Genomic DNA, 26,081 nt, shown 5'->3' with positions numbered 1-26,081 from the left:
CCTGTTAAGGTGCTTTTTATTAACACTATTTAAACAATTGATCAAGAAACGATTCTTCTTCGTCAGAATCATCAGAGTCAGAAGACTTGGCAGCAGCAGGATCAAGGACCTCTACTCTAATAAAGGGTGTCGCTTCGCAAAGGTCAAGTTGTGCCTCCGCGATCGTCAGAGATTTGGGAGTCGAGTTAGGGCCAACTGGCAATCTCACTGCTTCGAGTTCCATAAGAATCTCAATTTCTTCCGGTTCCAGTTCCCTCTGAACCGTCTCTCCCTTTTTGTCCAAAAGAACAAATTCAACCTTCATTTTCAATGTATTCTCCTCCTCGTTATAACTGATTCAAGAGATGGCGTATTAGGATCGCTACACCTCTTATTTACCTAACGGTAAGTCAATTATATCACAGAAACTAACATTTGCAATAGCGAAAAATATGAGATGGAGAAATGGTTCTTTTTGCTTGTCATTCTTTTGCCGCTGGGGTGTGAAGCCATTCGACAGGAACTTCAAGCAGTATCCAATGCGTCAAGAGGATGTCACGGCGGATGTGGTCAACCTGAATAAACGAGAGCAGGGATAATATTTGCCCCCGACTCTTTGGTCATGAAAGTATGATATAATTAAATATGAAATACCCATTAGTGAGGTGTTATACATGCAATGGCAAGAAGTCCGAAGCATTTATCCCGATCAGTACGTACTGCTTGAAATATTAAATTCTCATACAGAAGATAGTGTTCAATACGTTGACGAGGTCGCTTTGATCAGAGCAATCCAAGATCCTGACGAAGCAACCAGAGAACTGTTGAAGTGTAAAAAAAACAATATCGTCTATCACACCGGCCAAGAAAAGATAGCCATTGAACTAAGAAAAAATCCGTTCTACAGGAGCCGGTAAGATGCAGATTGATCTGATCGATAATTTACTGCAAACATCAATGACACTAAATTACAGAGGGCGATCCTTAACAATTGATAATTTGGTCATTGATACCGGCGCGGCGCACTCTTTCATTTCATCTGATGTTGTGACAGATATCGGCATCAAGTTTGAAAATGGAGATAAGCTGGTACGAAGCTTTGGAATCGGAGGAGACGAATATTCATTTAGAAAGCAAGTTGATCATATCCAGCTTGGTGATATCGTTCTAAAAGACATCAGATTAGATTGCGGAGTGTTTAATGAGGATATTAGCTACATTAACGGTCTAATCGGATTAGATATTCTGAAAAGCAGCAACATGATCATCGATCTTCATCGGATGCAAATGTATCCGGCAAACTCCAAATAACATTGAAATGGGGACGCGAAACTCGCGTCCCCATTTCGTCCCAACTCCCATTACCACTCACTCAAAACCCTTATACACCAAGGAACAGATGACTACGTGTTGTATGCGGGAAGCAACCTTACTCCCGCGGCGTCTGTTATAGTCGCTTTATGTCGCGTAGAATCAAGGTTTTAGCAAATGCGTCACCTTCTGTTCGCTTGATTTACTGTGCCTTATCACGAATTTTTGCGGCAGTTTTACGGCAACTTCGCTGCGCTATTCCGGATTGTAGTAATGGGGAATTTCTGTTGAACTTTGTCTTATTTTATTTTGAAATAAACACCAGAAGCCAGACAGCCAACGCAACCCTTACATAAAAACCCTCACATTATTCGGCAAATCCATCATAGAAACATTGTTTCTCATTGGCTCAAATGTCACCATATAGCGAAGATTACGCTTTACCCTTGTTATTTCTACAAACCCTTCTTTCGTACAAACCCAACGCTGGAGAAACGGATGTACTCCTTCCTCAAAAGGACCAAAAATCTGCTCCATCCACATCATCTTTTTACCCTTCTTTTCCCACACCAATGGGTTCATAGTTGACGGATGCCAGCCCAACAACCGAAATACTAGGCTTGGAACCAAGTGGACCGTACTACCATACGGAATTTTCTGTCCGTTAATATGATTAAACGTATAGAACAGTTCTGGACTCGACTCTCTAACGTTTGCTTCATTGTTGTAGAACAAGAACGATCTTCCACTAGGCGTTGGTCTGCTAAAACCCCAACTTTCCGATAATCCGCAAGTGAAGTAGTAGCCTTCCACGATGTTGAAATGGAATAGGGCTGCCCCAAGCAACTCTTGACCGTCCTGTAGCCCTTTGCGAGCCTGCTTCATGAACTGTAAGCAAGCATCCTCCTGATCAAACTGCGACATCGCCATTAAACCGAGTTTCAACCACCCAGTCGATCTTCTGAATGCACGCGGGGGATCCAAGAGCAGGAAGGGATCGTCACAAGGAAGGTAGGCCTGCACCTCGTTATAAACAGAAGTTTGTTCCCAAGTTCCTTTCTCTATCCGCTTCTCTATGATATTTAACAATTTTTTCTCCAGATTGGAATTCGAGTCTTCTGAAGCTTCCAACTCATCAAGAAGCTCCTTTACAAGATCAGGAAATATACTGGCGATTTGATAAAATCGTTGATTAAAATGACGATCTTGGAATGGTGGGTAATCAATAATATGTACTCCTTTCCTCTCATTGCTGCGAGCAAACCGGAAAATAAATGCTCCAAGTTTTTGTATCACCCACGGTTTAGAATTTTTCATTGCAATACACTGCCTACGTTCAAACGTCTCAATGATCACTTCTGCCTGTGTGCTAATCTGTAATCCTCCATGGGATTTTAACTCAGCCAGTAAGGGTTTCATTGCTTCATAATAGGAAGGATACGTTGCAGCAATACGCTCGAATAATATTAGTAACCATTCCTCCCCAGAATCGCCTACATTTCCCCACCCGGAAATCAGATCACAAATAACTGTATGATCCAACTCAACAAACCGCCACAAACCCTGTAATGCCGCTTCAATTTGATGCTCATTACGGCTTGATAAATTTCTAAGCAAGACGTTCAAGGTGAATTGCCTCCATGACATCCGATTCAGTGGATGTGATGGGGAATAGATAGATGATGTCACATCCACATTCCAGTCGAGCCATTGCCTATATGTGCTCAGAACCCGATCAGTAGCCTCTTCAATTTCCTCAACACCTAATTTCATTGCCCTTGCCTGAAGCATTTCTTCCAGTTTGACAATGAAATACGCAAGCTCCCTATTGTCTATACTTTCCGGTATAAGTGGATCCAGCAGTCTCCATCTTGTCTTATCGTCCGTAGTGAGATTTATAAATGCAGAATAAAAGTCTTGAATATACTGCTCATTTCTGTGGTAACTCGCTACTGCATGAGTTTCTGCAAACACGAACAAAATATTGGTATATTCCTTATACCGATAAGAAGGTTCTGTACTTAATTTGTGGACTAAAATCTCAGCATAATTAAAAGCTACCACATGATCCATACTTCCACCATAAGGAGCTAAATTATTGATTACACGCTGAAAATCATCGAAAGCTTCTTCCATAGATAATTTTCTGATTTTACGTTCGACACGTTTCCAAGTACTTTCCCAGTACGGGCGACGTTCTCTACGCGTTATAAACCATCGTTTCGGTCTGTTGTCACGATCTCTGTTATTATGAATGTCGAAATGATATGGAGTCGAGTGTTTCATGTAAGCGCCTAGACCCGAGTACCCGAGTCTATGAGCCGCTTTTAAAATGCATTTTCTCATATCTTCTATGTATGCCCTACTACTTCTATCTCTCCAGTTCATCCCACCAACTGTTAGTATCCATAGGGCTGCTAGATCTTCTTCTGTAAAGAAAGTATCCCTTAGCACACGGATTAACACATCGAAGGTCACTTTATATTTTGAAAAATCATCCACATCAAGCATGCTATTTTCGTTAAGAACAGCCCAAAGCCTCTCGACTCCATCCTTTTGCGCCTCAGCCATTACAACACTTACCGCATAATCGGCTACTAGGTTAGACTCACTATCCAGTTGTCTACACAGATCAAGTAGTAGTTTCCCTTGTCCTTTCCATAATGAAGGCTTAGCATGCAGCAGAATCTCTACCCATTGTACAACATGATTTAGGGATGATTGTCTTGCGGTTATGCCGAACCATTTCCTTGCAAACTGCTCCTTAAGATGCCGTGCTTTCTCCTGTAACTGATATTTTTCACCAAGTGCAGCTAGCTTCTCGACCCAATATGTTACTCTTTGGAGATTGTCATCCCAAATTATTCCTTTCTCATTCGTCCACCGTTCGAAAATGAGTGCCATCGATGTTAGATCTCCATGACTATCTAAAAACCTCCAAATAAGTTCCATATCCAAATAAAAAATATCGCCCTCAATCATGCTGTCCCTTACAACAGGGTACAACAATTTATCCAATGCCTTATCATTTCGAGATAAAAACATTGCCATTCGCATAAAGAAAGAACGAACTTCTATGTAACCGACTAAATGGTAATAGACAGACTGATCCATTAAATAGAGGCGTTCCAGCAGATAAAGAATCATCGTTATGTCTTGCTTGGAAAGTCTGTATCCTTCCTGCATTGAAAGACAATAGTAAGCTCCCATTCGATAGGTACTATGAAATAAAAGACGAATCATATCCGTAGTTCTCGGATCTCGGTCGTAGGAGGAATAAGCTTGAATCGCTTCTTCAGCGTGCTGTTTTAAATCGGATTCTGGGTAAGACCATCCTCTAAGAAAACAGATACAAGAATAGAGCTTTGCATCGGTTTCATAGTTCATTTTCTTATGCTCTAAAATTTCATATCCCTGTTCTACAACAGGACGAACGAAGCGCTCAGTCTCGAAATTCGCTATGGCACTATACATGGCCAGTTTAATTCGATGCTGGAAAGATGGAACAAGATGATCTGTTCTCTTAAGGGTATAGCGTAACTCTGTCCATTTCTGCTCATCAACCATCCGTTCGATTAAAACTTCTCTTTTCTCTGGCACAAGATGCTGTAAATACCTCTTCAAGCATCTAAAAAATGAGAATCCGCTTCGGTTGAGTGATCCGTGAAGAAATCCGTCAGAATAAGCACTTGCCACTTGTTCTTCTAAACTGTTCCTTACCTCCTCTTTTTCAATTCCCCATTCATCAATTAAAGTAACCCCTGCCAGTTCCCCCCATTCACGAATCAATTCAAGAAACCCCTTACTCAAGTTATCACGATTGAAACTTGACTCAAAAACATAGTATTCCTCGAGAAGATGGATCAATTGAAAGGGAGTCACGTTATTTCGTTTGAACCACCGTTCCATGATTTGACGAGCACGGTCATACTCTCCGAGCTTTACTAGTCGTCCAACATCATTGAATACTTGATTTAACAGATTCATCTTCCATGTCTGGGGTGGCTTCATAATTCCTTCAGATGGTACGAAAGCAGGTACGCGTTGATCTTCCGCAACGAAATAATTCCGTTCATTTGCTTTATCATACGATATTAAAAGTTGTTGAACAGTACGAAGTGCCTCAAGCACTCCACCTGCATCATTCCAGTTTTTCCGCTTCTTAACGACGGCCAACATGTCCCTGCACTGTTCCTTGATTTCATCGATAGGTCTTCTTATCGTCCACGCTTCCATAATGAACGATGGATTGAAAATAGAGACGATCTCTTCTATTCGTCCACTTTGTCTTAATAAGGAAAACAAATCAGCATGACGCGCGATCTTGTAAGAGGGCTCAGCCACGTAAAAATCTGCAAGAGAACCGGCAATGTCTTCCAGAATATCACGGCGAGTTCGAATATACCGCATGAAATAGACTCGAACATCATTATGAAATAATACGAACTTTCCTCTGTCCTGCTCTATAACGAGCGGCTCCAAATCCTTTAACAGGTGATTCCAATCGGATTCTGTAAGTAATAGTTCCTTAAAGATCCCTTTTAGTGTCGCACCATCCAGACGTTCGCTTGACAGCGAAAAATAACTCGATAGTTTCTCGTTTAAGTATGCAATCTCGTAATTGACCTTTGTCTGGATTTTTTGTATCGCATGAATCCAAATATGATCATAGTAAGCATGAATACCATCATGCAATTTTCTCGCCTGTAGTCTTTCAATCAATGCTTCGACCGTTGTACAGTCTGTTGCTTCTCTAACCGCAAATACAGCGGCAAGCGTATTATCTACTGCAATCTCATGAATCACATTTACTGCCGGCTCTATGAACTCCCTTGGAAAATCATGTGGGAGCATCTGGCCGATGTCACTCTCTGTAACAACTGGCACTTCAAGATGAAGAACCTCAGTCCTATCCTCCTTTAGCCATTGTGGGTAGGCCGGATATCCTTCCGGAGGCTGTCCCGCCAGCAGAAAAAGAACACCACTAGGAACTTCTTCGGGATGAACCAACCACGGAAGGAACGTATCCTCGGGCTTATGAGAGATGTATCCTGCTCTAGCTGCATGATCAATTCCATCTATTGCAATAACAGTCGGCCTCTGGGTAATGTTCGACAGTTCCTGTGCCAGCCGTAATGTATGATTACGGATTTCACCTACCGTCAGATAATCGCAACGAATTGGAACTTTATATTGGTGGAGTTTACCTGTAAATTTTGTTCGAATCTGATCTATCAACGCCGTCCAGAAAACACGAGGATCCACAGTTCGTCCTGCATCGGGAGGGATTTCTTTCATTTCGGGCGTAATTGGTTTGAAAGCGTGATAACGAAGATTAATGATGGCTGGTGCTTCATATGCCAATTGGCTTACTAGGCTACTTTTGCCGCTACCGGGGCTACCTTTCAAGAAAATAATACTATGTTTTCGAGAACCAAGTTGTTCTATTAATCGTTCCATAAAGACTAACCGTGATTTGAAAAAGGGAAGCGGGGGGCGAATCAAATGATCTCTGTCATCGACCTCTACTTGCAAAGATAACCGACTATACACTTCCTCCGGATAGACGAAATCAACCTTGCCTTGTATCGAAGTTGTCCAAAATCGTAAACTAGCTGCGAGCTTTTCAAAAATTTCTCTTTGGAAAGATGGTGAAGATACCCCAAATATTCGACCGATTTGTTCGTGCATCTGTGACTCAAGTTTTTCTAAATCGGGCCTACTGAAACGTAATCGCAATTTTCTTAGGAATTCATATTTGTTTATATCTGTTTTGAGCACACCTAGTTGTGCAAGAAGATCAGTCCACGCCGCTCTATATGTTGAATCCAAGTGGATACCAGAAAGGTTCCCTGCTCGTTTCATCTCTTCCCTAAGTACTTTCCAAAATTCAGGTAGCGGAGGATAGGCTGAATCATTTGCCGTTCGTGACCAATTCTTTCCCCCGCGCCTATTTGTGTAAAGTTCTGGGATGCAGTTTGGAATAGTCTTTAAGCCTTCCTGCCACGCAACTGCCATATCCTGAAGCAGGGAGGATGAACTTTTACTTGAGGGTCTAATAAGATCACTTAAGGTTAAATTATTTTCCGCTCTCGTATGCTTAACTTGAATACAAAGTGAGCGACCATCCTTATATTTCACAACAACATCATCTAATTTGTTAATCGTTCTGGCTTGAAAGACGACCGCCTCAATACCCGAATCTGTGTCGAGCATTTCCAGAACATACTTGAGACCTAAATAAGACTCATACCAATAAGGATCGTGTGAACCCGAGTCGTAGTTTTTCAATTAGTAGTCACCTCATTAATGTCAAAACCCTATAATTAAATTCAACAATAACTGGACCAATCCTCCAAAATTTCCTTATATACTGGTGAAAAATACATTTCGGCTGCAAAAAAACAGCTTTGATGATAATGACTTAAAGCCAGAAAAATGAAAAAGACGTTGGGTGGTCAGGACCAGCGTCTTTCTAAGTTCTTTAATCTTTACATCATCAGTCATATTTTTACGGCAACCAACTGCAAACTCCCTTATTGCACTCTTACTTAAGAATTCGTATTGGCCTACGATCCCTTATATATTAAGGCTTGGCGCTCTTAGTTTCATTTAAAACCAGCAAGCAAAACATTTTCGATATGACTCGTATGCGGGAACAGAACGCCGAGCGACAGCAAAGATCAACTGGTCCTGAATTTGGCGCATGATTTGCGCACACCGCTGACTTCGGTGATCGGCTAAGCCAAACGCTATCTATTTTTGCAATCGATGTGAAATAGAGTTAATACACTTCGTAGCACTGGCCGGTCTGTTTGCCTTCGATGCTCTTCTGATACGCGGCGGCCGCTTTGCTGGCGGGAACGGGCACGAATCCGGCGAAATAACCGGCATAAGCGTTCCACGATTCTTCCAGCACATTCGGACTGACGGTGTTAATCCGGATGCCCCGCGGCATTTCAATCGCAGCCGACTTGACGAACGCCCGGATGGCGCCGTTGGCCATCGCGGAAGAGGCTCCTTGCGGGATGGGGTCATCCATTAAAATGCCTGACACCAGCGTAAAGCTGCCGCCGTCATTGAGATATTCCAATCCGAGCAGAACGATGTTGATCTGGCCCTTGAGCTTGCTATCAATGGCAACCTGATTATCCTCCGGGGTCATATCGGTTAGAGGAAGAAACTTGGCGCTTCCCGCCGTGACAACGACCGCATCGACTTTTCCTACCGCTTCGTACATCGCCGCGATGCTCTCCGTTGATGTCATATCTACGGTCACATCGCCACCGCGCCGCGCCGCTTTTATAATCTCGTGGTTATCCTTCAATCTGTCGACAACAGCTTTGCCAAGCGTGCCCGTAGCGCCAACAACTAATATTTTCATCGGTTAACCGCCTTTCCAGACATATTTGTGTAAATTTTACCATGCCCTTCATTCAATTGCACGCTTCCGGATGATCACAAAAACAGCCGCCCCCGATGCCGGGAAACGGCTGCTTTCTATGGTTGCTACGGCGAAACGAATTTCGCCCCGATCTGTCTCAATACGATCGCCACATCTTCATGGGTAAATTGACCGTCTCCGTTCAAGTCATTGTGCCCGTACGGCGAGTTCAAATACGCCAATACTTCACGGATGTCAATCCCGTCGCCGTCAGTATCCAGATCGGCCAGTCTGCGCAGCATTTGCTGCATGGCGTCTCCGTAGACGACCCTAAGGCTTACGGCCGCATTTGTCTCCCCGCTAAAGCTGCTTACCGCGCCCGCTTGGATTCGGAGTTTCAGATCATCTCCCGGCTGGAACAGGCCGCTCGCGGTGAAGCCTACTTCAGCGGCTCCCGGCGTGTAGACGACATCGGTTACCGACAGCGCGGCGTTGCGGCTCATATTGGTGACGCTGAAATAGGTCGCATCCGCGACGGACCGCAGCGGCTCGGAAAAGGTCAGCCGCACCTTCATTCCGTCCATGACCATCTTCGTCAGCATCGGCGTTCCGGCTTGAGTCACGCGAATGGTGTACAGCCGGGTCGTCCCGTCCTGTGCGGTGACCAGCACTTCGATGACATTCGGTACGCCGGAGATTAAAGGCAAGGCCGGGCTATCCATGCCGCTCTGAACGGAAACGTAGCTGCCGCCGTTGACGCGGACCTGAATCTTAGCGACCGGGTTGCCATCCGGCAGGACGGGCTTCACCGTGAGCGATGGGACGGAGCGGCTCACCGTCATGGAATAGTCCGTCACCTGGCTGGAAAAGTCAAGGTGTCCGGGCGAAACGGATAAGCCGGACAAGCTCGCGTCGCTATTTTTTAGTCTCGTTACGCTGAGCGTATATATTTTTTCCTCGGACGGGTCCTCGGCCACTACCTTGATCTCCAGCTTATTGCTGCCCACCTTCAGAGGCAGCAGGGCAGTCGGAGAGCCGCTCACCGCCTGTATGTAGCTTCCTCCGTTGGCGCGAACGTAGACGGAGGCGTTCACATCGGATAACACGGGCGCGACCGCCAAGCTGGACGTGGAGTACGGGACATCCGCCAGAACATACCCCATGAGATGCGGTTGAAAAGGCAGACTTAACGTGCTCCCGAATATGGTTAAGGCGCTCAGCTGTGCATTCGTGCCGGGGGCAGCCCGCACGACCGTTATCGTATACGTTTTATTGGCCGTTTTATCGTACGATGTAGTCTGCACGGTGATCGTATTGCTTCCGACGTTCAAAGGAATGGGGCCGAATGCGGCTCCGTCGGATGCCGCCGTTCCGTTGATCAGGAAGGTGGCAGCGGGGTCGTTTAACAACCCGGTGAGCGACAGGCTGTTCGTTGCGTAAGGCACGCTTGCCGTGTAATTCGTTGTCGTAGACTGGAAAGGCGGGATTAACGCCGCTCCGCTTACACGCAAATCGCTCAAATCCGCATCGCTCGTCGCCGGGAAATATACATGGACCTTATACGTTTTGATCGTGGATGAATCGGCCGAGGTGACTTTGATTTGAAACGTGTTCTCTCCCCGGTTCGTCGGGATATAGCCGGTCGACGTATTGTTGGCCAGCGTGATCCAAGCGCTTCCGTTCATCGAGTACGCCATCGTTGCCTTGGAATTCGCAGGGCTGGCGGCCGTGTAGAAGCCTTGTTCGGAGCTGCGCATCTTCAGCCGATATTCCGTCACGGACGGGGAAAAATCGGGCGAGAGCGCCCCTGCGCCCTGTTGCATGCTCATCAGATCGGCATCTGCATCGCTAACCGCCGCCTGCGTCTGCCAAGGGAAAATAACAATAAGCATCATGGCCGTAAAAACGAACATCAAAAGCTTTGCAATTCGCACAAAACGTCCTCCTTCATGATGACAACCACCATTGTAAAAAAATGTATGGCATTCTCGTTGCCGCGTTTCGAATGATTAGGAAAGCAGGAGGTTTCCATACTATGACCGGGTCAGCCTTCCCGGTAGTCCTCAGCAACGAATGTCTTATTGAATTCCATTAAGCTCGGGACAATTGACATTTGTCTACGGCCTCCTTGCCGCACGCTAGATTCTTATGTTTAAGTCTAGCATCAAATGCAGGAGAATGAATATTGAGCCTCCGACACGGCTAAAGCCGTGGGATTCTTAGCTAGTTAACGCACGCAGGCCATTTCTGTTTTGTGCTGACTGCTAAGTTAAGAGCTAGCTCATTAGCTCATCCTAGATCAGAGCGTATAGCTATCTAGGCTGATAGACTGTTACCATCTATCACAGGTTGGCGCATAATGTTGATGGCTCCAACTCTGTCGCGGTGTGCGCGATACCCGCATGAACACTCATACGTCCGATCCATTGCCTTGTTCCGTTTCTCGCAGTTGGGACACGTTTGGGAGGTGTACGCTGGATTGACTTCGATGATGTTAATCCCGGCCAATGCCGCCTTGTATGCGATAAACGTTTGCAATTGATAGAACGTCCAATTATGCAAGTTTTTTGCGTTTTTACGACTTGTTCTTGTCGTTTGGCGAAGGTTCGTCAGCTTTTCCAGCTTGATGACCGATACTTGTTCTTCGATCGCCATGTTCACGATCTTACGGCTGATTTTGTGGTTTTGGTCTTTCATGTAGCGATGTTCTTTATTTTCTTGCTTACGGATCGCAGACAGCTTCTTTAACTTGCCCATCTTTCTTCTGCGCTCTTTGTATTTGCGGCGTATGTACTTGTTCTGTCTGCCGTTGCCAACAAATTTCATCTTCCCTGTTGAGGTGACAACAACGGCAGGGACTTTTAAGCCCAAGTCTATGACATCGCCGGTTGCTTGTTCTGTCTTACTTTCAACAGAAATTTGTATGTACCACTTGCCCGACTTCTCAACCACTTTTTAAGAGGCCCAGCTTCCCGCTGGATAGCAACCGTTGTTCGCGTTCCGTTACATGAGCCGAAATCTTGAGCCGCTGTACGTTCCCATCCAACATCACAGGAAATGCAACGCTATGGTCCCCAAGTGAATAGTTCTGGTTATTGACGTAGTAGGCTCTGCGCTTTAGAAGCGGACGTTTTCCTTGCTTTTTCGTCTTGTTATGAATGCTTCGCGCATCTCGAATGGCTTGGTTCTTTACGGCGGATGGAAGTTTGGCATCGACATCCTTGGAGGTGAGCTTTGGAAATGCGCCCGATGCTTCCGCTTGTTCGGTGAGGAGATTGACCGTTTTGATGTATTCGTCCCCCATCTTCTTCAGCAGGGAAACATCGTTTGGGCATATTCGAATTTGAGCGGTTACGGTTTGCACGGTTTCACCCCCTTTTCTTTTGTTCTTCAACATAACGCCGGATGGTTTCACTCGAAACATTCCCTGCCGTGCTGACAAAATACGAACGTGTCCAAAGGCTTGGCAGATGCTCCAAGTGCTTAAATTCTTGACGCAAACATCGCGAGGTCGTACCTTTCAATTTTGCCATAACGTCCGCTGGAGAATCCGTTGGCAGCACGTTTAAGAATAGGTGCACATGATCTGGCATGACTTCCATCGCAACAATAAGCCAATCGTTTTTCTGGCATAGCTCTTGCACAAGCTCTTTAAATCTCGCTTCGACTTGACTCACAAATACCTTTCTTCGGTATCGCGGGCAAAACACAAAATGATAGTTGATGAGTGATACGGTTGTGGTCGTTCTTCTATATTCTTGTCCCATATACCAATTGTATCAATATTAACAAAAAACTGCAACAACATGAAGAAATGTAGGACAATGAAGCTGTCTAAAGACAGCCCTTGTCCTAAGCCGATTCATCCCATGCCTAAAGGCAAGGGCTTTCTCGGCTAAAATCTGTTTAGCATTGCTGTAAAAGTCTTATATTTTTTATTCGGTTATTGTAATACTATGAGCAGTAGAGCCATAATAGCTTTCGATAGCATTCAATCCTAGAGGAGAGGACGCGGATCATCCACCGGGACATCCAAGCGCCTAGTGAGGCGGGCGCGAAGCTGTATCAATTTCTCAAGTAAACAAAAATGAAGCTCCCGCCGCAAAAGGCAGGAGCTTTCCTGACTCATCTGGTACACGTTAGTAAGGGAACTGCGAGGAATACCCGCTAAACTGCTGCTGCGTTTGCTGAAGCTTCTGCTGCTCCTCGGCCTCCAGCTTATACCATCCGTTCTGAAACATCAGATTAAACAACTCGCGGGCGCTTTGATGCGTTTCCGTCAAAATCTGGAGCATATCAGCATGAAGCTGCTCGTGGCTGGCCTCGCGGACGGCCACGTTGAAGTTGTCGGTCAACAATTTGCATGTGGCCAGTCCGTCGTTGAGGAAGTCCCGGTCGTTCATCTCCGGTCCTTTGACCTGCGGCAGCTGTCCGGTTTGCGGGTTGGCGATTTCGTTAGGGTTCTGGACTTGCTGGCTTGGCATTGGCTCTATCCTCCTTACTTGAGATTATTGGGACGCCTGCTGCGGACGGGGCAGATTGGCCATCGCGGCGGTATTGTCCACCTGCAGATGAGTAAGCAGCTTTTCATAATGACGCTGATGCATCTGACCGGCTTTGTCGAGCGCTTGTTTGATTTGCGGGTTGGTCGCCTGCTGGGCAAAAAAGTGAAATTTCTTAAAAGCCGAGAGCTCCCAAGACAGCGCATCCTTCAGGTAGAGCAAATCTTTCGTTGTAATCACGCGCGGCGGAGCGGGAATCGGCGGCTGTGTCTGCTGAGCGGGAGGGGTCATCGTCGCTGGCATAAGATCACTCCTTTTCGGGTCAATTGGCGTACATGGTATAGAATGAGCTATTCAGGGCCAAATATGCTTGGCGGAAAATGGAGGTTTTTCGCGACGAACTTGCTTCAAGGAGGCATTTCCATTAACATTTGACTTTAAGGAGAAATCGGCCGGTTGATTCCATGATGTGAGGTCCGTGAAGGGAGGTAGCGGATGAGCCCTTTTACGCAGCGGGTCCTTGAGATCATTCAAGAGATTCCGGAAGGACAGGTGATGACTTATGGTCAAATCGCCGGGCTGGCCGGCAGTCCGAGAGGCGCCAGACAAGTCGTGCGCATTCTTCATTCGTCAAGCGGCAAATACGGGTTGCCCTGGCACCGGGTGGTCAACGCCCGAGGAGAAATTGCGATCCGGCAGGAGGAAAGCCGCATGCTCCAAATGTTGTATCTGCGGGATGAAGGCGTCGAGGTCGCCGATAACGGACAACTGGACTTGGACCGGTGGCGCTTCATTCCGCATGGCGAATGACAGCTAATGCGGCACAGATCATCATCATGCCATTTACGGGAGAAGGTTCATGTTCAAAAAAATAAGTTTAGCCCTCCTCTACGCCGTCGTGGCTTATCTTATTTACAGGTACGGCGAAGAGATCGTGGCGTGGTTTCAAGCCCCCAACCATATCGCCCTGGTCATCGTTGCGGCAACGGCTATGGCCTTGTTTCCGGTCATCCCCTATCCGGTTGTCGGCGGGGTCATTGGCGCGGCATTCGGGCCGGTGCTCGGTGCGGCGATCACATGGACGGGCTCGACGGCGGCTTCGATCCTCATGTTTTTATTTGTCCGTTACGGGTATCAGGAATGGGGCGAGCGGATGCTGTACCGCTACGAGCGTCTCAGCAAGCTCACCGTTCTGTTCGAGCGAAACGCCTTTCTGACCATTCTTTTCACAAGGCTCGTTCCTTTTATTCCGTCCATTATCATCAATGCGTATTCCGCCTTGAGCCGCGTTTCCTTTGGGTCTTATGCTGTGGCGTCCGCGTTGGGCAAAATCCCGTCCATGCTCTTGTTCGCATTCGTGGGCAATACTTTGATGTCGGAGCCGGGAGCGGTAGCGCTCACCATTGCCATTTACGGGGGTTTCCTCGCGGTCACGCTATGGGTTTATCGGCAATGGAAGCGAAGCAAGGAGCCGGTTCAGAGCAACCGGGAGGCATGAAAAAGAGAGGCGCCGCTTGCATTGCGGCCCTCTCTTTGTGGTCTATTAACGATTACCGATGAGCGGCAGGCCGGCGGGTAAGCTCAGCCAGCGCTTCCGACTGCATAATTCTTTCTTCGATCCGCTCGAAGCCGCGAACGGCAGTGCCGCCCTCGAAGCTGTACAGGAAGCGGGGCGCCGAAGGCTTGATACGGGCTTCCACTTTCTGTGCGCGGGCTACAAGCTCCGTCCGCTTCTCCTGCATAGCCGCATAGGCCGCTTTCGTTTCTTCCAACTGCTGCGAGAGCTCTTCCAAGCGCTGCTTGGTGGCTTCGTACCACTCCGAGCATTCCAGCGATTTGTCCAGATAATGCAGCTTCGTTTCGACCGCTTGGCGGGCTTCCGCTTCGCGACCGGCGGCCATCGCTTCAGCCGCATTTTTCTCGCATTGGGCGGCCAGCCGGTTATAGGCGTCGATTTGCATTTTCAGCGACCGTTCCGCGCCGGACTGCTTGTTCAGCGTCCGCTGGACCGCGTCGATTTCCTCTTTCATGGTACGGAGGTAATGATTCAGCATCATTACCGGGTCCTCCAGCTTGCTCAGCGCTTCGTGTGCGGCGGCTCTCGATAGATCGGATAGTCGCTTTAAAACTCCCATAATTGTTCATGCTCCTTTTGTTGTATTTTATCGTTTGGCGTAGATTAGTAGTTAGAATAAGAGTTGACAGCGTAGTCGTCGTAAGGCGCTTTCGGGACAAGCAGGCTAAGGATAAAATAAATCAGCGTGATAGTCCCGAAGCTGCAGAAGGCAGCGATAACGACCAGCAGGCGGACGAACGTCGCGTCCAGGCCGAAATATTGCGCGAGGCCTCCGCAAAGGCCGGTCAGTCTGCTGTTACTGCGAGAGCGGAATAATTTTTTGTTCATAAAACATGCTCCTTTCGAATTATATATCTTTCATTTTCATTTGTTGTTTGGTCTGTGCTTGCTTCATGTCTTTATTGTAGTCCGCTCGCGTTTTTGTGAAAACCGACCTGTGGCGGTTTTTAAACTGGACCTAAGGAGGGGGAGCTATTCTACCTAAGTCGAAATAAATGTAAAATTTTTCCTTTAGACATTGCACGTAATTTGTTTATACTAGTGCTATCCTATAATAGTTGGGGAGTAACAATATGAGAAATGATCAAGGTTCTGAAAACGTTCCTAAAGTCAAGGGGGAAAAGGGGGAAAGGTTTACGTCAAGCGGCTTCATTCTGGCCGCGATCGGGAGCTCGGTAGGGCTCGGCAACATGTGGAAGTTTCCTTACATTACGGGCAAGCATGGGGGAGCCGCATTTTTTCTGTTATTTATTGTTTGTTTGATCATCGTAGGGCTGCCGGTGCTGCTCGCCGAGATGACGATTGGGCGGGGGGGCCGGGCGAACGCTTCGCTTTCTTTCTACAAGCTGACCAACAAAAAGATATGGGGCTACTTCGGATTTTTGTCCGTCTTTACCGCTTTTTTGATCATGACCTACTACGCGGTCGTTGCCGGGTGGACGCTGCATTATACTATGGAATCGTTTACAGGATTGTTGTACCAGCCAGGCGCAGATTATAAAGACAAGTTCGTCACGTTCGCGGCCGGGTACTGGCCCGTGTTCTGGCAAGCCGTCGTCATCATCCTCAGCGGCTGGGTTATCGCGAGGGGCGTCTCCGGGGGGATCGAGAAGTTCAATAAGATTTTGATCCCGGGCTTCCTGATCATTTTGCTGGTACTGATGTTCCGTTCGCTTACGCTTCCGGGCTCCGGCGAAGGGGTACGGTTTTTCCTCGAACCGGATTTTTCCAAATTGGATGCGGAGTCCGCTCTCATTGCATTAGGGCATGCTTTCTTCTCGTTGTCGCTCGGGATGGGCTGCATGCTCACATACGGATCGTATGTCGACAAGAGGCAGTCCCTCGGCACCGCGACGCTGGCGATCGGCTTCGGGGATCTTGTATACGCTTTTATTGCCGGGCTCGTTATTTTCCCGACCGTGTTCTCTTACGGACTGAAGCCCGGCGAAGGCGTGGGGCTGGCGTTTATGGCGCTTCCTGCCGCATTTGCCCAGATGCCGATGGGTGCTATTTTCGGAGGGTTGTTCTTCCTGCTGCTCGCAATCGCCGCGCTGACTTCGGCTGTCTCCATCCTGGAGGTTCCGGTCGCGTATGCGATGCACCGCTGGGGCTGGACCCGGAAGAAGGCGGCTATCCTCATTTCTGTCACATGCTTTGTACTTGGCATTCCGTGCGCCCTCTCGGTCGGCGGCGTGCTCGGGTCCTTCACTCCCGGCGGAAAGTCCATCTTCGATTGGGTTGATTTTGTGACGGCTTACGTATTTATGCCGATCGGCGGCTTGGTCGTTACGCTGTTTACCGGCTACGCGTGGAAATTGGCTGGGGAAGAAGCGGGTCTAAACGGCTTCTGGTACCGCGCTTGGATGTTCCTGCTGAAGGTCGTAGCGCCGATTATGATCATTCTGGTGTTCCTGTATTCCGTCGGCCTGCTGTCCTTTTAGGGTGTTATACAAACAAAGAAGAGGAGGGCGTCTGCTCTCCTCAGGCTGTCGAGAAATGTAGAGTAACAAATTAGAGGGAGCAGAACTTAACAGAGGCGATTCTTATGGATACGAATCGTTAAGTAGACGTTGGTGCGGGTGAATAAACGATAACTCCTGAGCTCTGTTTCTTAACAAAGTAGAAGGACACCCGCATAAAGGTGCCCTCTAAAGATTTCAACGTCTTGTAGTTTTCGGCGGGCTACTCTTTACCCAGGAAGCCTTTCTTGAAAATACCCAGCAAATGCTCAAGTGTTATCGGATCACTATAGGTAGAGGCCTTAGCGTCGATCTCAATGATACGGTTGTTCTTGACGGCCGGGATACTCCTCCATAGTTCCGAATCCATGAACGATTTATCACCCTCCAGGTCTCTGCTAATAACAATGTAATCGCCTGCATATTCCGGCAGAACTTCTTGAGATAGCATATGGTAGCCGGGCCCAAGCGCATCTTTCTTGACACTCTCTGGCATACGCAACCCCATCGCTTGATACAGGATTTCTGTGCCGCGCGCCCACTTATCCCCAAATACATAAAAGGTTTTCGTATCCGTCTCAAGCACCGATACGGTGATGTTATCGCCGAGCCTGGATTTGATTTCCTTGCCTGTCGCTTCCGCACGCTGCTTGAAATCGTCGATCCACGCTTTCGCTTCCTTTTCTTTGTTAAGCAGCTTTCCGATCTCTAGTTGTTGTGCCAAATAATCCCGCTTGCCCCACGTATAAGCAACGGTAGGCGCAATTTTACTTAGCTCAGCGTTATTTTTCATTTGTGTGCCCATAATGATCAGATCCGGGTTCAGCGCTGTGATTTTCTCCAAGTTCTCGTCCGATACGTCCTCAATAACCTCCAGCTTCTTCGTAAACAAAGGATTCTTGTGCGTCCATTGATCCACTCCGACCAGTGCTCCGCCGAGCGCGAGCACATTCGGCGCATTCGTCAAGGCTACAATCCGCTGCGGATTCGCTGGAACCTCCACAGGACCCAATTCGGACTGATACGTTACCTTTCCAGACTCCTTGGAGTCTGCCGCCGGTGCAGCGGCATTTTTAGTATATGCGCTCTCCTTATTATTGGCTTGGCTGCCGCATGCGCTGGATATGACCATCAACAGCAGGATGATGGGGATTAACAGCTTCTTATTCATGTTCAGTTCTCCTTGTGTTGGATTGCAGAAAACAAGCATTGATAATGGGTATCTATTGAATTGGTACAGTTCATTACAAATGCTGGTACCATTATTATAGAAGCCGGATTTCTGCATCGTAGAAATCCGGCTTGAAATTTTCTGGTACAAATCTGCGATCTGCTGAAACTTCCGAAGCTGGGATGGGTGCGCTTTGCCAAGTCCCGTGAAATCGAAGGACGGATCTTGTCTGCTACGGTGCGCCATTAGCTCAGGTGGTGGGAGTGTTCAACAATTGCTTAATCAGATCACGGTTTCTACTCTGAAAAATGTCATTGTGGGAAGAAACCATTCCGCTTGCCTTCGCTTCCGGCTGAATGTACAGCTTGGCCTGGTTGACTGCATTTGCCGCGTCATGAAACGCTCCGGCAATCAAATGCACTTTCCCTTCGTACGAAATAATATCTCCCGCCGCAAAAATCCCCGGCTCGGTTGTAGCGCTGTTTGTCTGACCGGCCAGAAAGTATTCATTCGCCATCTCAAGCTTCACCTGGCTATTTTCCAACAACGATCTGTCCCGTTCATAGCCGTGATTGATAATCACTTCGTCAATGTTCAGCTCCTGTACTTCGCCCGTCTCATGGTTGGTCAGTTCTACCCGCTCAATCTTCTCCTGGCTTGAGGCCGCAATCAGCTTTGTTATCGTCGTGTTCAAGAAGCATTTGGCCGAGCTGTTCAGCAGTTGCTTCACTTGCGCCTCATGCCCGGAGAGCGTGTCTTTGCGATAAGTCAAATACACCTGCTTGGCGATCGGTTCCAGCTCGTTTGCCCAGTCGACGGCCGAGTTACCTCCGCCAGAAATGATGACGATTTTATCCTTAAACCGTCTCAGTGATTTGACGGTATAGCTCAGGTTGGATACCTCGAATTTCTCGGCGCCCTCCAAATCAATTCTTTGCGGCTCCAATATTCCCCCGCCGATGGCAAGAATGACGGTTTTGGTGTAATGCTGCTCGCCCGCAGAAGTATGCAGGACGAATACGCCGTTTTCGCCACGTTCAATCCGCTCTACTTTTTGATTCAACACGACGGCAGGATCGAAGGTTAACCCTTGATGGACGAGCTGCTCGATCAGCTTCTCACCGAGCGTTGGCGTCAGGCCGCCGACATCCCAAATCATTTTTTCCGGATAAACGTGGACTTTCCCGCCCAGTCTTGGCTGATATTCGATCAGCTTGGTTTTCATTTCTCTTAGGCCGCTGTAAAAAGATGCGAACAGCCCAGCCGGCCCTCCGCCGATAATCGTGACGTCAAACAGTTCCTCGTTTTTCATCCGTGACCCTCTCCCTTGCTTCCCTATTTTGCCAAAATATTTTTCACGATCGTTTTGACCCCCAGCTCTATTCCCAACGGCCCACCCGCCGCAATCGAACTGTCCAGGGCGTACTTATGCCCGTTCTTAACTGCTTGAAGCGAGTTCCAGGCAGAATCGCTTTCCAGGTTTTTCAGATAGCCTTGCAATTTTTTCGACGAGCCTCCGATGTCGGCAACAAACATATAATCGGGGTTCATCGCTGCCAGCCCTTCCAGAGAGATCTGCTCCCCTTTTGTCGACATGTTTACGTATTTGCTTGGCGGGTTTAAAGCAAGACCGCTTTCCTTGTTGAAAACAAACTGTGTGGTAAAGCCCCAGAATTGCTTGTCACCCAGCATAATCACACCAAAGGTTTTGTCGCTGAATGTTTTCAGCTGTTCTTTGGAATCGGCAATCAATGTTTCAATCCGTGAAATTTCATTCTCAGCCTTTTGCTCTTTGCCAAAAATTTTTCCGTATTCTCGCAGCGCGCCTTGCCAATTGTTTTCATTGCTGTCCACCGTTACAACCGGGGCTATCTTCTCCAGCTTGTCGCCGTAGCTCCCGTACCGACCCGAGACCATGATGATGAGATCGGGGCCGATTTCCACCAGCTTTTCCAGATTGGGACTCGTCATGGAGCCGATATCGGTAATCTGTTTGTCCTTGTATGGAGCGAGGGACTCCCATTCCTTCAGAACATTCAGGTCTGTCGCCGCTACAGGAGATTCATCCAGCAAAAACAAATGCTCAAAATTGCGGAAGAACAAAAGAGCCACTTTCACAGGTTTCTTTTCCAGTACGATCTCGCGTCCAAGAGCATCTACATACGTTCTCGGCCATTTTCCCGTTTCCTGATCGGCTTTTTTGGGAGTGGCAGTTCCCTCTTTTGCTGGGGCTGTGCTGTTTACTGCTGAACTGTTGTTAGGCTCCGGCGTTGCGGCACAACCGGCTAAAATACCTGCCAAAAGTGCGATAGAGACGAACAGTCTCATGAGTGTTTTCATTCTGACTCCTCCGTTGTGACTTGAGTTTTGCTTGACCAATTAAGCTATGGTCAGTTTAGCAAAACGCATTTTAGAGAGGAATGGAGCCATCCTGAAATCCATATGGATTATTCCTGAATCGCCCCCGGAACTCGGCCGGAGAGACGCCCACCTGTTTTTTAAAGATACGGCTGAAATATAATGCATCTGCATAGCCGACGCTATTCGCCACCTCGCCGATCGGCGCGTCGTTAGCCAGCAGGCATTCCTTCGCCCGATTCAGACGATAGGCCATCAAATACTTCCCGGGGCCCATGCCCGCGTACTTCTTGAAGACATAGAACAAGCGATTTTCATTGATGTCATTTTGTTCAGCCAAAGCACGTACGCTAAGCCCGTCCATATAATGCTCGTGTATGTAGCAGGATACTTGCTCGAATAACGCTTGCTCGCCATCGTTGCTTTGGTTGCGTACACAGACAAACAGTTCCTCCAAGACGCAGCGAAACAACGTTTCGGTCTGAAAGGCGGAAATCCCGCCCGGCTCACCCGAAGAGCGCCACAAAAGCTCAAGCAGCTCCGTCAACCGGGGGCTTTGTCCCGGGGTAAGCTGAAAATGCGCTTTGGACAAGGAAAATCCGGACGGCTCGGGCGCGCATACCCGGTATAAAACAAGCAAGTACTCCCATCCGGTGTTGCCGAGAACCTTCCGATTCAGTGGCATACGGGCGCCGCCGTGCACTACATGGCCCAGAGCAAGCGTATAGGACGTTCCGCTGAAATCAAACTCGGCCTTTCCTCTTAATGGGAAAACAAAGCCTGGGAAAGGCTCCGTATAGTCATCGCAGCTCATGCCCGGATCACGCACATAGCGACAGACTTGTTCCACTTGAAAAGAGGTCCGTGCAAAATGCTCGGCAAGCTTGTTGATGTCCATCTTCATTTCACACACCTCCTGCAATCAAGTGCCACTGCTCCATGTGCTCATCTGCTCCACTCCGCTGGGACGAACGATTGCGTTCCTCCTGCTAAAGTCACACAACTTCATTATACTTGCGTTGATATTGATAATCAATCTCATTGTAGGCCCCAACGAAACAAACCCAAAGAGAGCCAAAAGCCAAAGAACGCGGAGAGACGTATTGCACGCCTGACCGCGTTCGTAAATTCGTTATCGCAAAGCCCAGGAATTTCCCCCATGATCGGGGAGATTCGAACGGGCCGGGAAATCGTACATCTATGTTGTTCCCTCCGGTTTCAGTTGAGGGATTATCCTTTGATCGTAAGCACAGGTTCAACCTCGGCAACGATGGTAGCCATGCCATGCTCCTCGTGAGTCTCGATAATCGGATTGATGTCCTTATAAGCGTAGGGTGCTTCCTTCTTGAGTTCATCCTCCCATTTCTTGAGAATATCCTGGCGCGACTTGATATCATTACGGTTAGGATCAATGGGTGTTATGACATGGAAATTATCCAAGAAGTCGCGAAACGCTGCATCGTCCACTTTGAGCGAGTTGCCGCGCGAAAGTTTTCGACCGGCACCGTGGCTCGCGCTAAACAGACTATCGCGATTGCCCATTCCTGACAGAATGTAGCTCTTAGCGCCCATGGAGCCGGGAATGAATACAGGCTCTCCGGTATAATGAAAAGGTGTATTCGCCATCTGCTCGGCAGACTTTGCCGTGCATGAGCCTTTGCGATGAATGAACCCTTCGACTCCATCTACATTTTCTTGCCAAACAAAGTTATGAGGCGCATCGTAGAGTAGCTTGAAATCGAAGTCGCCGATCACCCCTCGAAGCGCTTTGTTAAACATAAGACCCAAAAAAAGTCGATTGGCGAAAGCGAAGTTGGCGGCGTTGTGCAAAAGTGACCAGGTTGTGATCCATTCCGTCATAAAACGCTCCGAATGAGGCAGCACATAAATGCCGTTATCGGGATGCTTCAGTGAATTAGGGTAGATGCTCTTCAGAATTTCCCGAATGTTCAAGCCTGCATGATGTCCGATAGAGACGGAACCCGTATGAATCATGACGACAATCTGGTCTCTCTTCAATCCCCAAGCGTTAGCGATGGCATGGTTGCGAATGTTGACGACCTTCTGAACCTCGACGAAATGATTGCCTCCGCCGATCGATCCGATTTGACTATCATAGGAGATATCGTCGCTGCCCAAGTAGCTTTCCAAGCCAACGACCTCTTCCGTAATAAACGAGCCTAACCGATTTACTTTGTGAAGATCCTCTTCCTGCTGTCTCGCATCGTAGAAGGCCCACAGACCGTTGTCTCCCAGCGACTTATGCGTATCGAGAATGCCGATAAGCCCTTCCTTCAAAATGGACTCGCGATGCTTCTTGGTCATCGAAATATGGCGTCCGCCTTCGAAAAAAACATGGCGAAGCTCTTTCTCGATCTGCTTCCTCTGACATCTGATGTCGTCCTCGTTCAACGAAGTGGTATACAGCCGCATGCCGCAATTAATATCGTTACCAACGGCTTGGGGGATGATGAACCCTTTCGTAAACATCGTCGTGCCTATCGGAATTCCGCTGCCTTTGTGGAAGTCGGGCGTAATGGCTACTTCCTGCATGGCGGCCGCATCGTCGCTAAAGTAGTCAGGGACGTACGCTTTAAGCGTCGCGACCGATTCATTAACCTTGAGCAATTGATCAAGCTGCTCGATCGCGTTTTTTTCAATCTTCATTTCATCGCTAACGAAAAACTTGACGTTCATATTGTTGCTATTGTGAATTTTCAAATGTTCCATCCTTTGTCCAAGAATTTGTGATATGGGGTACTTCGTTAATATGCATATACATAGGGCATCATCCTTTTTCTTGTAATGGGTAGAGTATAACATCCAACAGGGATTCTTGGGAAACCTGTTCGGGTTGACACTGCCGCCGACTACGGTAGAAAGTTTACTTCATTCCATATTAGTATTAAAGTAAACAGAAGAAAGACTGAACGTTTTCGGAAAACAATTGCCCCATGGAAAAAGGGTGTCGTGAAGGAGAAGGTAACGATGGGTCATGAAATCAACGCCAGCCGGGAACAGGCGGGGCTGCGCGTATTAGTGATAACGGCCGTTCCGGCCGAGAGGGATGCCGTGCTGCGCGGGCTGCGCGGCGACGCGAGGTTCGATGTCGTGGCCGGAGGCGTCGGCCCGGCCGCGGCGGCGGCAAGCGCCGCGAAGGCTTTGGCTGCGGTCGAGTACGGCTTGGTCGTCAGCGCTGGGATCGGCGGCGGCTTTCCCGGCCGGGCGGAGATCGGCTCGCTGGTGGTGGCCGACGCAATCGTCGCCGCCGATCTGGGCGCCGAGACGCCCGAAGGCTTCCGCAGTGTAGACGAGCTAGGCTTCGGCTCCAGCCGGATCGCGGTCGACGCCTCTCTCGCTGCGCGGTTGACGGAGGCGCTGCAAAGAGCCGGGCTGCCGGCGCATACGGGACCGGTGCTCACGGTGTCCACCGTGACCGGCACGGCGGCGACCGCCTCGGAGCTGGCGGCCCGGGTGCCGGGGGCGGCGGCCGAGGCCATGGAGGGCTTCGGCGTAGCGGTCGCCGCCCGAGATCGCGGGATACCGGCGCTTGAGCTTCGCGCCATCTCGAATGCGGTTGGCCCGCGCGACCGCGAAGCTTGGCGGATCAAAGAGGCCCTGGACGCGTTGGAAGCGGCGGGCGCAATTTTACGGGAGGTGCTACGATGAAGATCGCTTTTTCCCCTTGCCCGAATGATACGTTTGTGTTTCACGCTTGGGTTCACGGGCTGGTGCCTGGGGCGCCGAAGCTTGACGTGACGTACGCGGATATCGATATTACCAATCGGCTCGCGGCGGAGCCGGGAGGGCCGGACGTGCTCAAAATTTCGTTCGCGGCGCTGCCTTGGGTGCTGTCCGAATACGCGCTGCTTCCGTGCGGAGGCGCGCTCGGACGAGGCTGCGGGCCGCTGGTGCTCACGAACAATCCGGCGGTCAGCGCTGAAGGCCCTGTCGCTTTGGCCGGCCGACGGGTCGCGGTGCCGAGCGACCGCTCGACCGCGTACTTGTTGTTCCGCTTGTGGGCGGCGCAGCAGGTTCCGGGCGGGGTGGGCGAAATCGTCGTGATGCCGTTTCACGAGATCATGCCTGCGGTGCGGGACGGTCAAGTGGATGCCGGGCTGGTCATCCATGAAGCCCGGTTCACGTACCCTTCGTACGGCTTGACCCTGCTCTCCGACCTTGGCAACTGGTGGGAGGCGGACACGGGCCTGCCTATTCCGCTAGGAGCGATCATCGCCCGCCGGTCGCTGGATCGCACGGCGATCGCCGAATGGACCCGCGCCTCGGTCAAGTACGCCTGGGCGCATCCTCAAGCCTCCCAAGACTACGTGATGAGCCATGCGCAGGAGCTGTCTCCGGAAGTGGCCCGCGCGCATATCGATCTGTATGTGAACGAGTATACGGCGAATTTGGGCGAGAGCGGCCACGGCGCGGTGGAGGCCCTGCTTGGCCGGGCGGCCAAGGAAGGGCTGGTTCCGTCCTTCGACTTGTCCCTGCTGCGCTAAGGCGCGGGCGCGGGGCGAACGAACCGACGGATACATTACATGGCCCGGGAGGCGAAAGACGTAATGTCCAAGAAAGAGAGCGAACTGCCGATCTTATTATTTGCAGACCAGCCGTCTTGGGAAGCTTGGCTGGAGCAGAATCATGCCGCATCGACCGGAGTAAGGCTGCGCTTGGCGAAGAAGCAAGCGGATGTCGTGACGTTAACGTATCAGGAGGCGCTGGAAAGCTCCTTGTGCTACGGCTGGATCGATAGCCGGAAGGAAGCTTACGACGAGAGCACCTGGCTTCAGCGGTTTACGCCGCGCGGGGCGAAGAGCATCTGGTCCAAGGTCAATAAGGACAAAGCGGAAGCGCTGATCGCCAGCCGCCGGATGCAGGCTCCCGGCCTCCGGGCCATTGAAGCCGCGAAGCAGAACGGGCAGTGGGACAAGGCGTACGAGTCGCAAAGCCGCGCCACGGTACCCGACGATTTGCAAAGCGAATTGGACCGTAATCCGCAAGCCAAGGCTTTCTTCGAATCGCTCGACAAGCAGAACCGGTTCGCCGTGCTGTTCCGAATCCACAGCGCGAAAAAGGCGGAAACACGGGCGAAACGAATTCAGCAATTCGTAACGATGCTGGAGCGCGGCGAGAAGATTTACCCGTAGAAGCGAATGAGCGAGGCCTTCGGACCCCGAGGGTCTCAAAATTTTTAATTTTATTTTAATGTTCGCTTCAGTTAAAATTAAGGCAGACCGGATACGATAGGCCACGAGAACGGAGAAGGTGTGTTTTTTCGCTCAATTACACTACGTAATGTAGTGCAATTGGTGCCAAAGATGCTATACTGATGAAG

Annotated in this window: 22 protein-coding genes and 2 pseudogenes; 9 read left to right on the top strand and 15 right to left on the bottom strand. The window is 49.1% G+C overall.

The window, feature by feature from the left end; translation table 11 throughout:
• Positions 1–25: 25 nt before the first annotated feature.
• Entirely contained in the window at positions 26–310 is a 285-nt protein-coding gene (locus tag NLX71_RS16645) for a hypothetical protein (RefSeq protein ID WP_254364933.1), read from the bottom strand.
• Between the two features lie 343 nt (positions 311–653).
• Between NLX71_RS16645 and NLX71_RS16640 the strand changes: the two genes are divergently transcribed.
• Together NLX71_RS16640 and NLX71_RS16635 are read left to right on the top strand one after the other, a co-directional pair.
• Complete coding sequence (locus NLX71_RS16640; protein ID WP_254364932.1) at positions 654–896, top strand: hypothetical protein; 243 nt, start codon at positions 654–656, stop codon at positions 894–896.
• A 1-nt stretch (position 897) separates the two neighbouring features.
• Complete coding sequence (locus NLX71_RS16635; protein WP_254364931.1) at positions 898–1,290, top strand: retropepsin-like aspartic protease; 393 nt, start codon at positions 898–900, stop codon at positions 1,288–1,290.
• A 348-nt stretch (positions 1,291–1,638) separates the two neighbouring features.
• Here the strand turns inward: NLX71_RS16635 and NLX71_RS16630 are convergent, their stop codons facing one another.
• Complete coding sequence (locus NLX71_RS16630; protein WP_254364930.1) at positions 1,639–7,581, bottom strand: hypothetical protein; 5,943 nt, start codon at positions 7,579–7,581, stop codon at positions 1,639–1,641.
• Positions 7,582–7,965: 384 nt separating this feature from the next.
• Here NLX71_RS16630 and NLX71_RS16625 point away from each other — a divergent pair.
• Positions 7,966–8,031, top strand: a pseudogene (locus tag NLX71_RS16625) (histidine kinase dimerization/phospho-acceptor domain-containing protein); the annotation flags it as partial.
• A 43-nt stretch (positions 8,032–8,074) separates the two neighbouring features.
• Here NLX71_RS16625 and NLX71_RS16620 read toward each other — a convergent pair.
• From NLX71_RS16620 to NLX71_RS16595, 6 genes and pseudogenes are all read right to left on the bottom strand, one after another.
• Positions 8,075–8,674: a short chain dehydrogenase gene (locus NLX71_RS16620; protein ID WP_254364929.1), complete on the bottom strand. Its 600-nt coding sequence runs from the start codon at positions 8,672–8,674 to the stop codon at positions 8,075–8,077.
• Positions 8,675–8,799: 125 nt separating this feature from the next.
• On the bottom strand, positions 8,800–10,608 hold the full coding sequence (locus NLX71_RS16615; protein ID WP_254364928.1) for a cadherin-like beta sandwich domain-containing protein: 1,809 nt from the start codon (positions 10,606–10,608) through the stop codon (positions 8,800–8,802).
• Between the two features lie 382 nt (positions 10,609–10,990).
• Positions 10,991–12,071, bottom strand: a pseudogene (locus NLX71_RS16610) (RNA-guided endonuclease InsQ/TnpB family protein).
• Positions 12,043–12,441, bottom strand: a complete 399-nt coding sequence (gene tnpA, locus NLX71_RS16605; RefSeq protein ID WP_254364927.1) for an IS200/IS605 family transposase — start codon at positions 12,439–12,441, stop codon at positions 12,043–12,045. Before tnpA ends, NLX71_RS16610 begins: the two are co-directional and overlap by 29 nt.
• 372 nt (positions 12,442–12,813) lie before the next feature.
• Complete coding sequence (locus NLX71_RS16600; protein WP_254364926.1) at positions 12,814–13,158, bottom strand: spore coat protein; 345 nt, start codon at positions 13,156–13,158, stop codon at positions 12,814–12,816.
• Between the two features lie 24 nt (positions 13,159–13,182).
• Complete coding sequence (locus NLX71_RS16595; RefSeq protein ID WP_254364925.1) at positions 13,183–13,479, bottom strand: ferritin-like domain-containing protein; 297 nt, start codon at positions 13,477–13,479, stop codon at positions 13,183–13,185.
• Positions 13,480–13,671: 192 nt separating this feature from the next.
• Here NLX71_RS16595 and NLX71_RS16590 point away from each other — a divergent pair, with 192 nt between their 5' ends.
• On the top strand, positions 13,672–13,986 hold the full coding sequence (locus NLX71_RS16590; RefSeq protein WP_254364924.1) for an MGMT family protein: 315 nt from the start codon (positions 13,672–13,674) through the stop codon (positions 13,984–13,986).
• A 49-nt stretch (positions 13,987–14,035) separates the two neighbouring features.
• Entirely contained in the window at positions 14,036–14,674 is a 639-nt protein-coding gene (locus tag NLX71_RS16585) for a TVP38/TMEM64 family protein (RefSeq protein ID WP_254364923.1), read from the top strand.
• A 52-nt stretch (positions 14,675–14,726) separates the two neighbouring features.
• Here NLX71_RS16585 and NLX71_RS16580 read toward each other — a convergent pair whose 3' ends face one another.
• Positions 14,727–15,311 (bottom strand): PspA/IM30 family protein, encoded by a 585-nt coding sequence (locus NLX71_RS16580; RefSeq protein ID WP_254364922.1) that lies wholly within the window; start codon positions 15,309–15,311, stop codon positions 14,727–14,729.
• 44 nt (positions 15,312–15,355) lie between these two features.
• The gene (locus NLX71_RS16575; protein ID WP_254364921.1) at positions 15,356–15,580 is read right to left on the bottom strand and encodes a PspC domain-containing protein; all 225 of its coding nucleotides are present in this window, start codon (positions 15,578–15,580) and stop codon (positions 15,356–15,358) included.
• Between the two features lie 245 nt (positions 15,581–15,825).
• Here NLX71_RS16575 and NLX71_RS16570 point away from each other — a divergent pair, with 245 nt between their 5' ends.
• Positions 15,826–17,193 (top strand): sodium-dependent transporter, encoded by a 1,368-nt coding sequence (locus NLX71_RS16570; protein WP_254364920.1) that lies wholly within the window; start codon positions 15,826–15,828, stop codon positions 17,191–17,193.
• Positions 17,194–17,434: 241 nt separating this feature from the next.
• Here NLX71_RS16570 and NLX71_RS16565 read toward each other — a convergent pair whose 3' ends face one another.
• From NLX71_RS16565 to NLX71_RS16545, 5 genes are all read right to left on the bottom strand, one after another.
• Entirely contained in the window at positions 17,435–18,382 is a 948-nt protein-coding gene (locus NLX71_RS16565) for an iron-hydroxamate ABC transporter substrate-binding protein (RefSeq protein WP_254364919.1), read from the bottom strand.
• Between the two features lie 250 nt (positions 18,383–18,632).
• Positions 18,633–19,694: an NAD(P)/FAD-dependent oxidoreductase gene (locus NLX71_RS16560; protein ID WP_254364918.1), complete on the bottom strand. Its 1,062-nt coding sequence runs from the start codon at positions 19,692–19,694 to the stop codon at positions 18,633–18,635.
• A 23-nt stretch (positions 19,695–19,717) separates the two neighbouring features.
• Positions 19,718–20,722: an ABC transporter substrate-binding protein gene (locus tag NLX71_RS16555; protein WP_254364917.1), complete on the bottom strand. Its 1,005-nt coding sequence runs from the start codon at positions 20,720–20,722 to the stop codon at positions 19,718–19,720.
• A 70-nt stretch (positions 20,723–20,792) separates the two neighbouring features.
• Complete coding sequence (locus NLX71_RS16550) at positions 20,793–21,644, bottom strand: helix-turn-helix domain-containing protein (protein WP_254364916.1); 852 nt, start codon at positions 21,642–21,644, stop codon at positions 20,793–20,795.
• A 326-nt stretch (positions 21,645–21,970) separates the two neighbouring features.
• The gene (locus NLX71_RS16545; protein ID WP_254364915.1) at positions 21,971–23,461 is read right to left on the bottom strand and encodes an RtcB family protein; all 1,491 of its coding nucleotides are present in this window, start codon (positions 23,459–23,461) and stop codon (positions 21,971–21,973) included.
• 267 nt (positions 23,462–23,728) lie between these two features.
• Between NLX71_RS16545 and NLX71_RS16540 the strand changes: the two genes are divergently transcribed.
• The 3 genes from NLX71_RS16540 to NLX71_RS16530 all read left to right on the top strand — a co-directional run bounded on the left by NLX71_RS16540 (position 23,729) and on the right by NLX71_RS16530 (position 25,893).
• A complete protein-coding gene (locus NLX71_RS16540) occupies positions 23,729–24,409 on the top strand; it encodes a futalosine hydrolase (protein ID WP_254364914.1) in 681 nt (226 codons plus the stop codon).
• Positions 24,406–25,245, top strand: coding sequence for a 1,4-dihydroxy-6-naphtoate synthase (locus tag NLX71_RS16535; RefSeq protein ID WP_254364913.1), 840 nt, complete (start codon positions 24,406–24,408; stop codon positions 25,243–25,245). Before NLX71_RS16540 ends, NLX71_RS16535 begins: the two co-directional genes overlap by 4 nt.
• A 63-nt stretch (positions 25,246–25,308) precedes the next feature.
• Entirely contained in the window at positions 25,309–25,893 is a 585-nt protein-coding gene (locus NLX71_RS16530; RefSeq protein ID WP_254364912.1) for a YdeI/OmpD-associated family protein, read from the top strand.
• The last annotated feature ends 188 nt before the right edge of the window (positions 25,894–26,081 follow it).

The sequence above is a fragment of the Paenibacillus sp. MZ04-78.2 genome, assembly GCF_024213375.1.
Lineage (GTDB): Bacteria > Bacillota > Bacilli > Paenibacillales > NBRC-103111 > Paenibacillus_G.
This window is presented reverse-complemented; position numbering and strand designations above follow the sequence as displayed.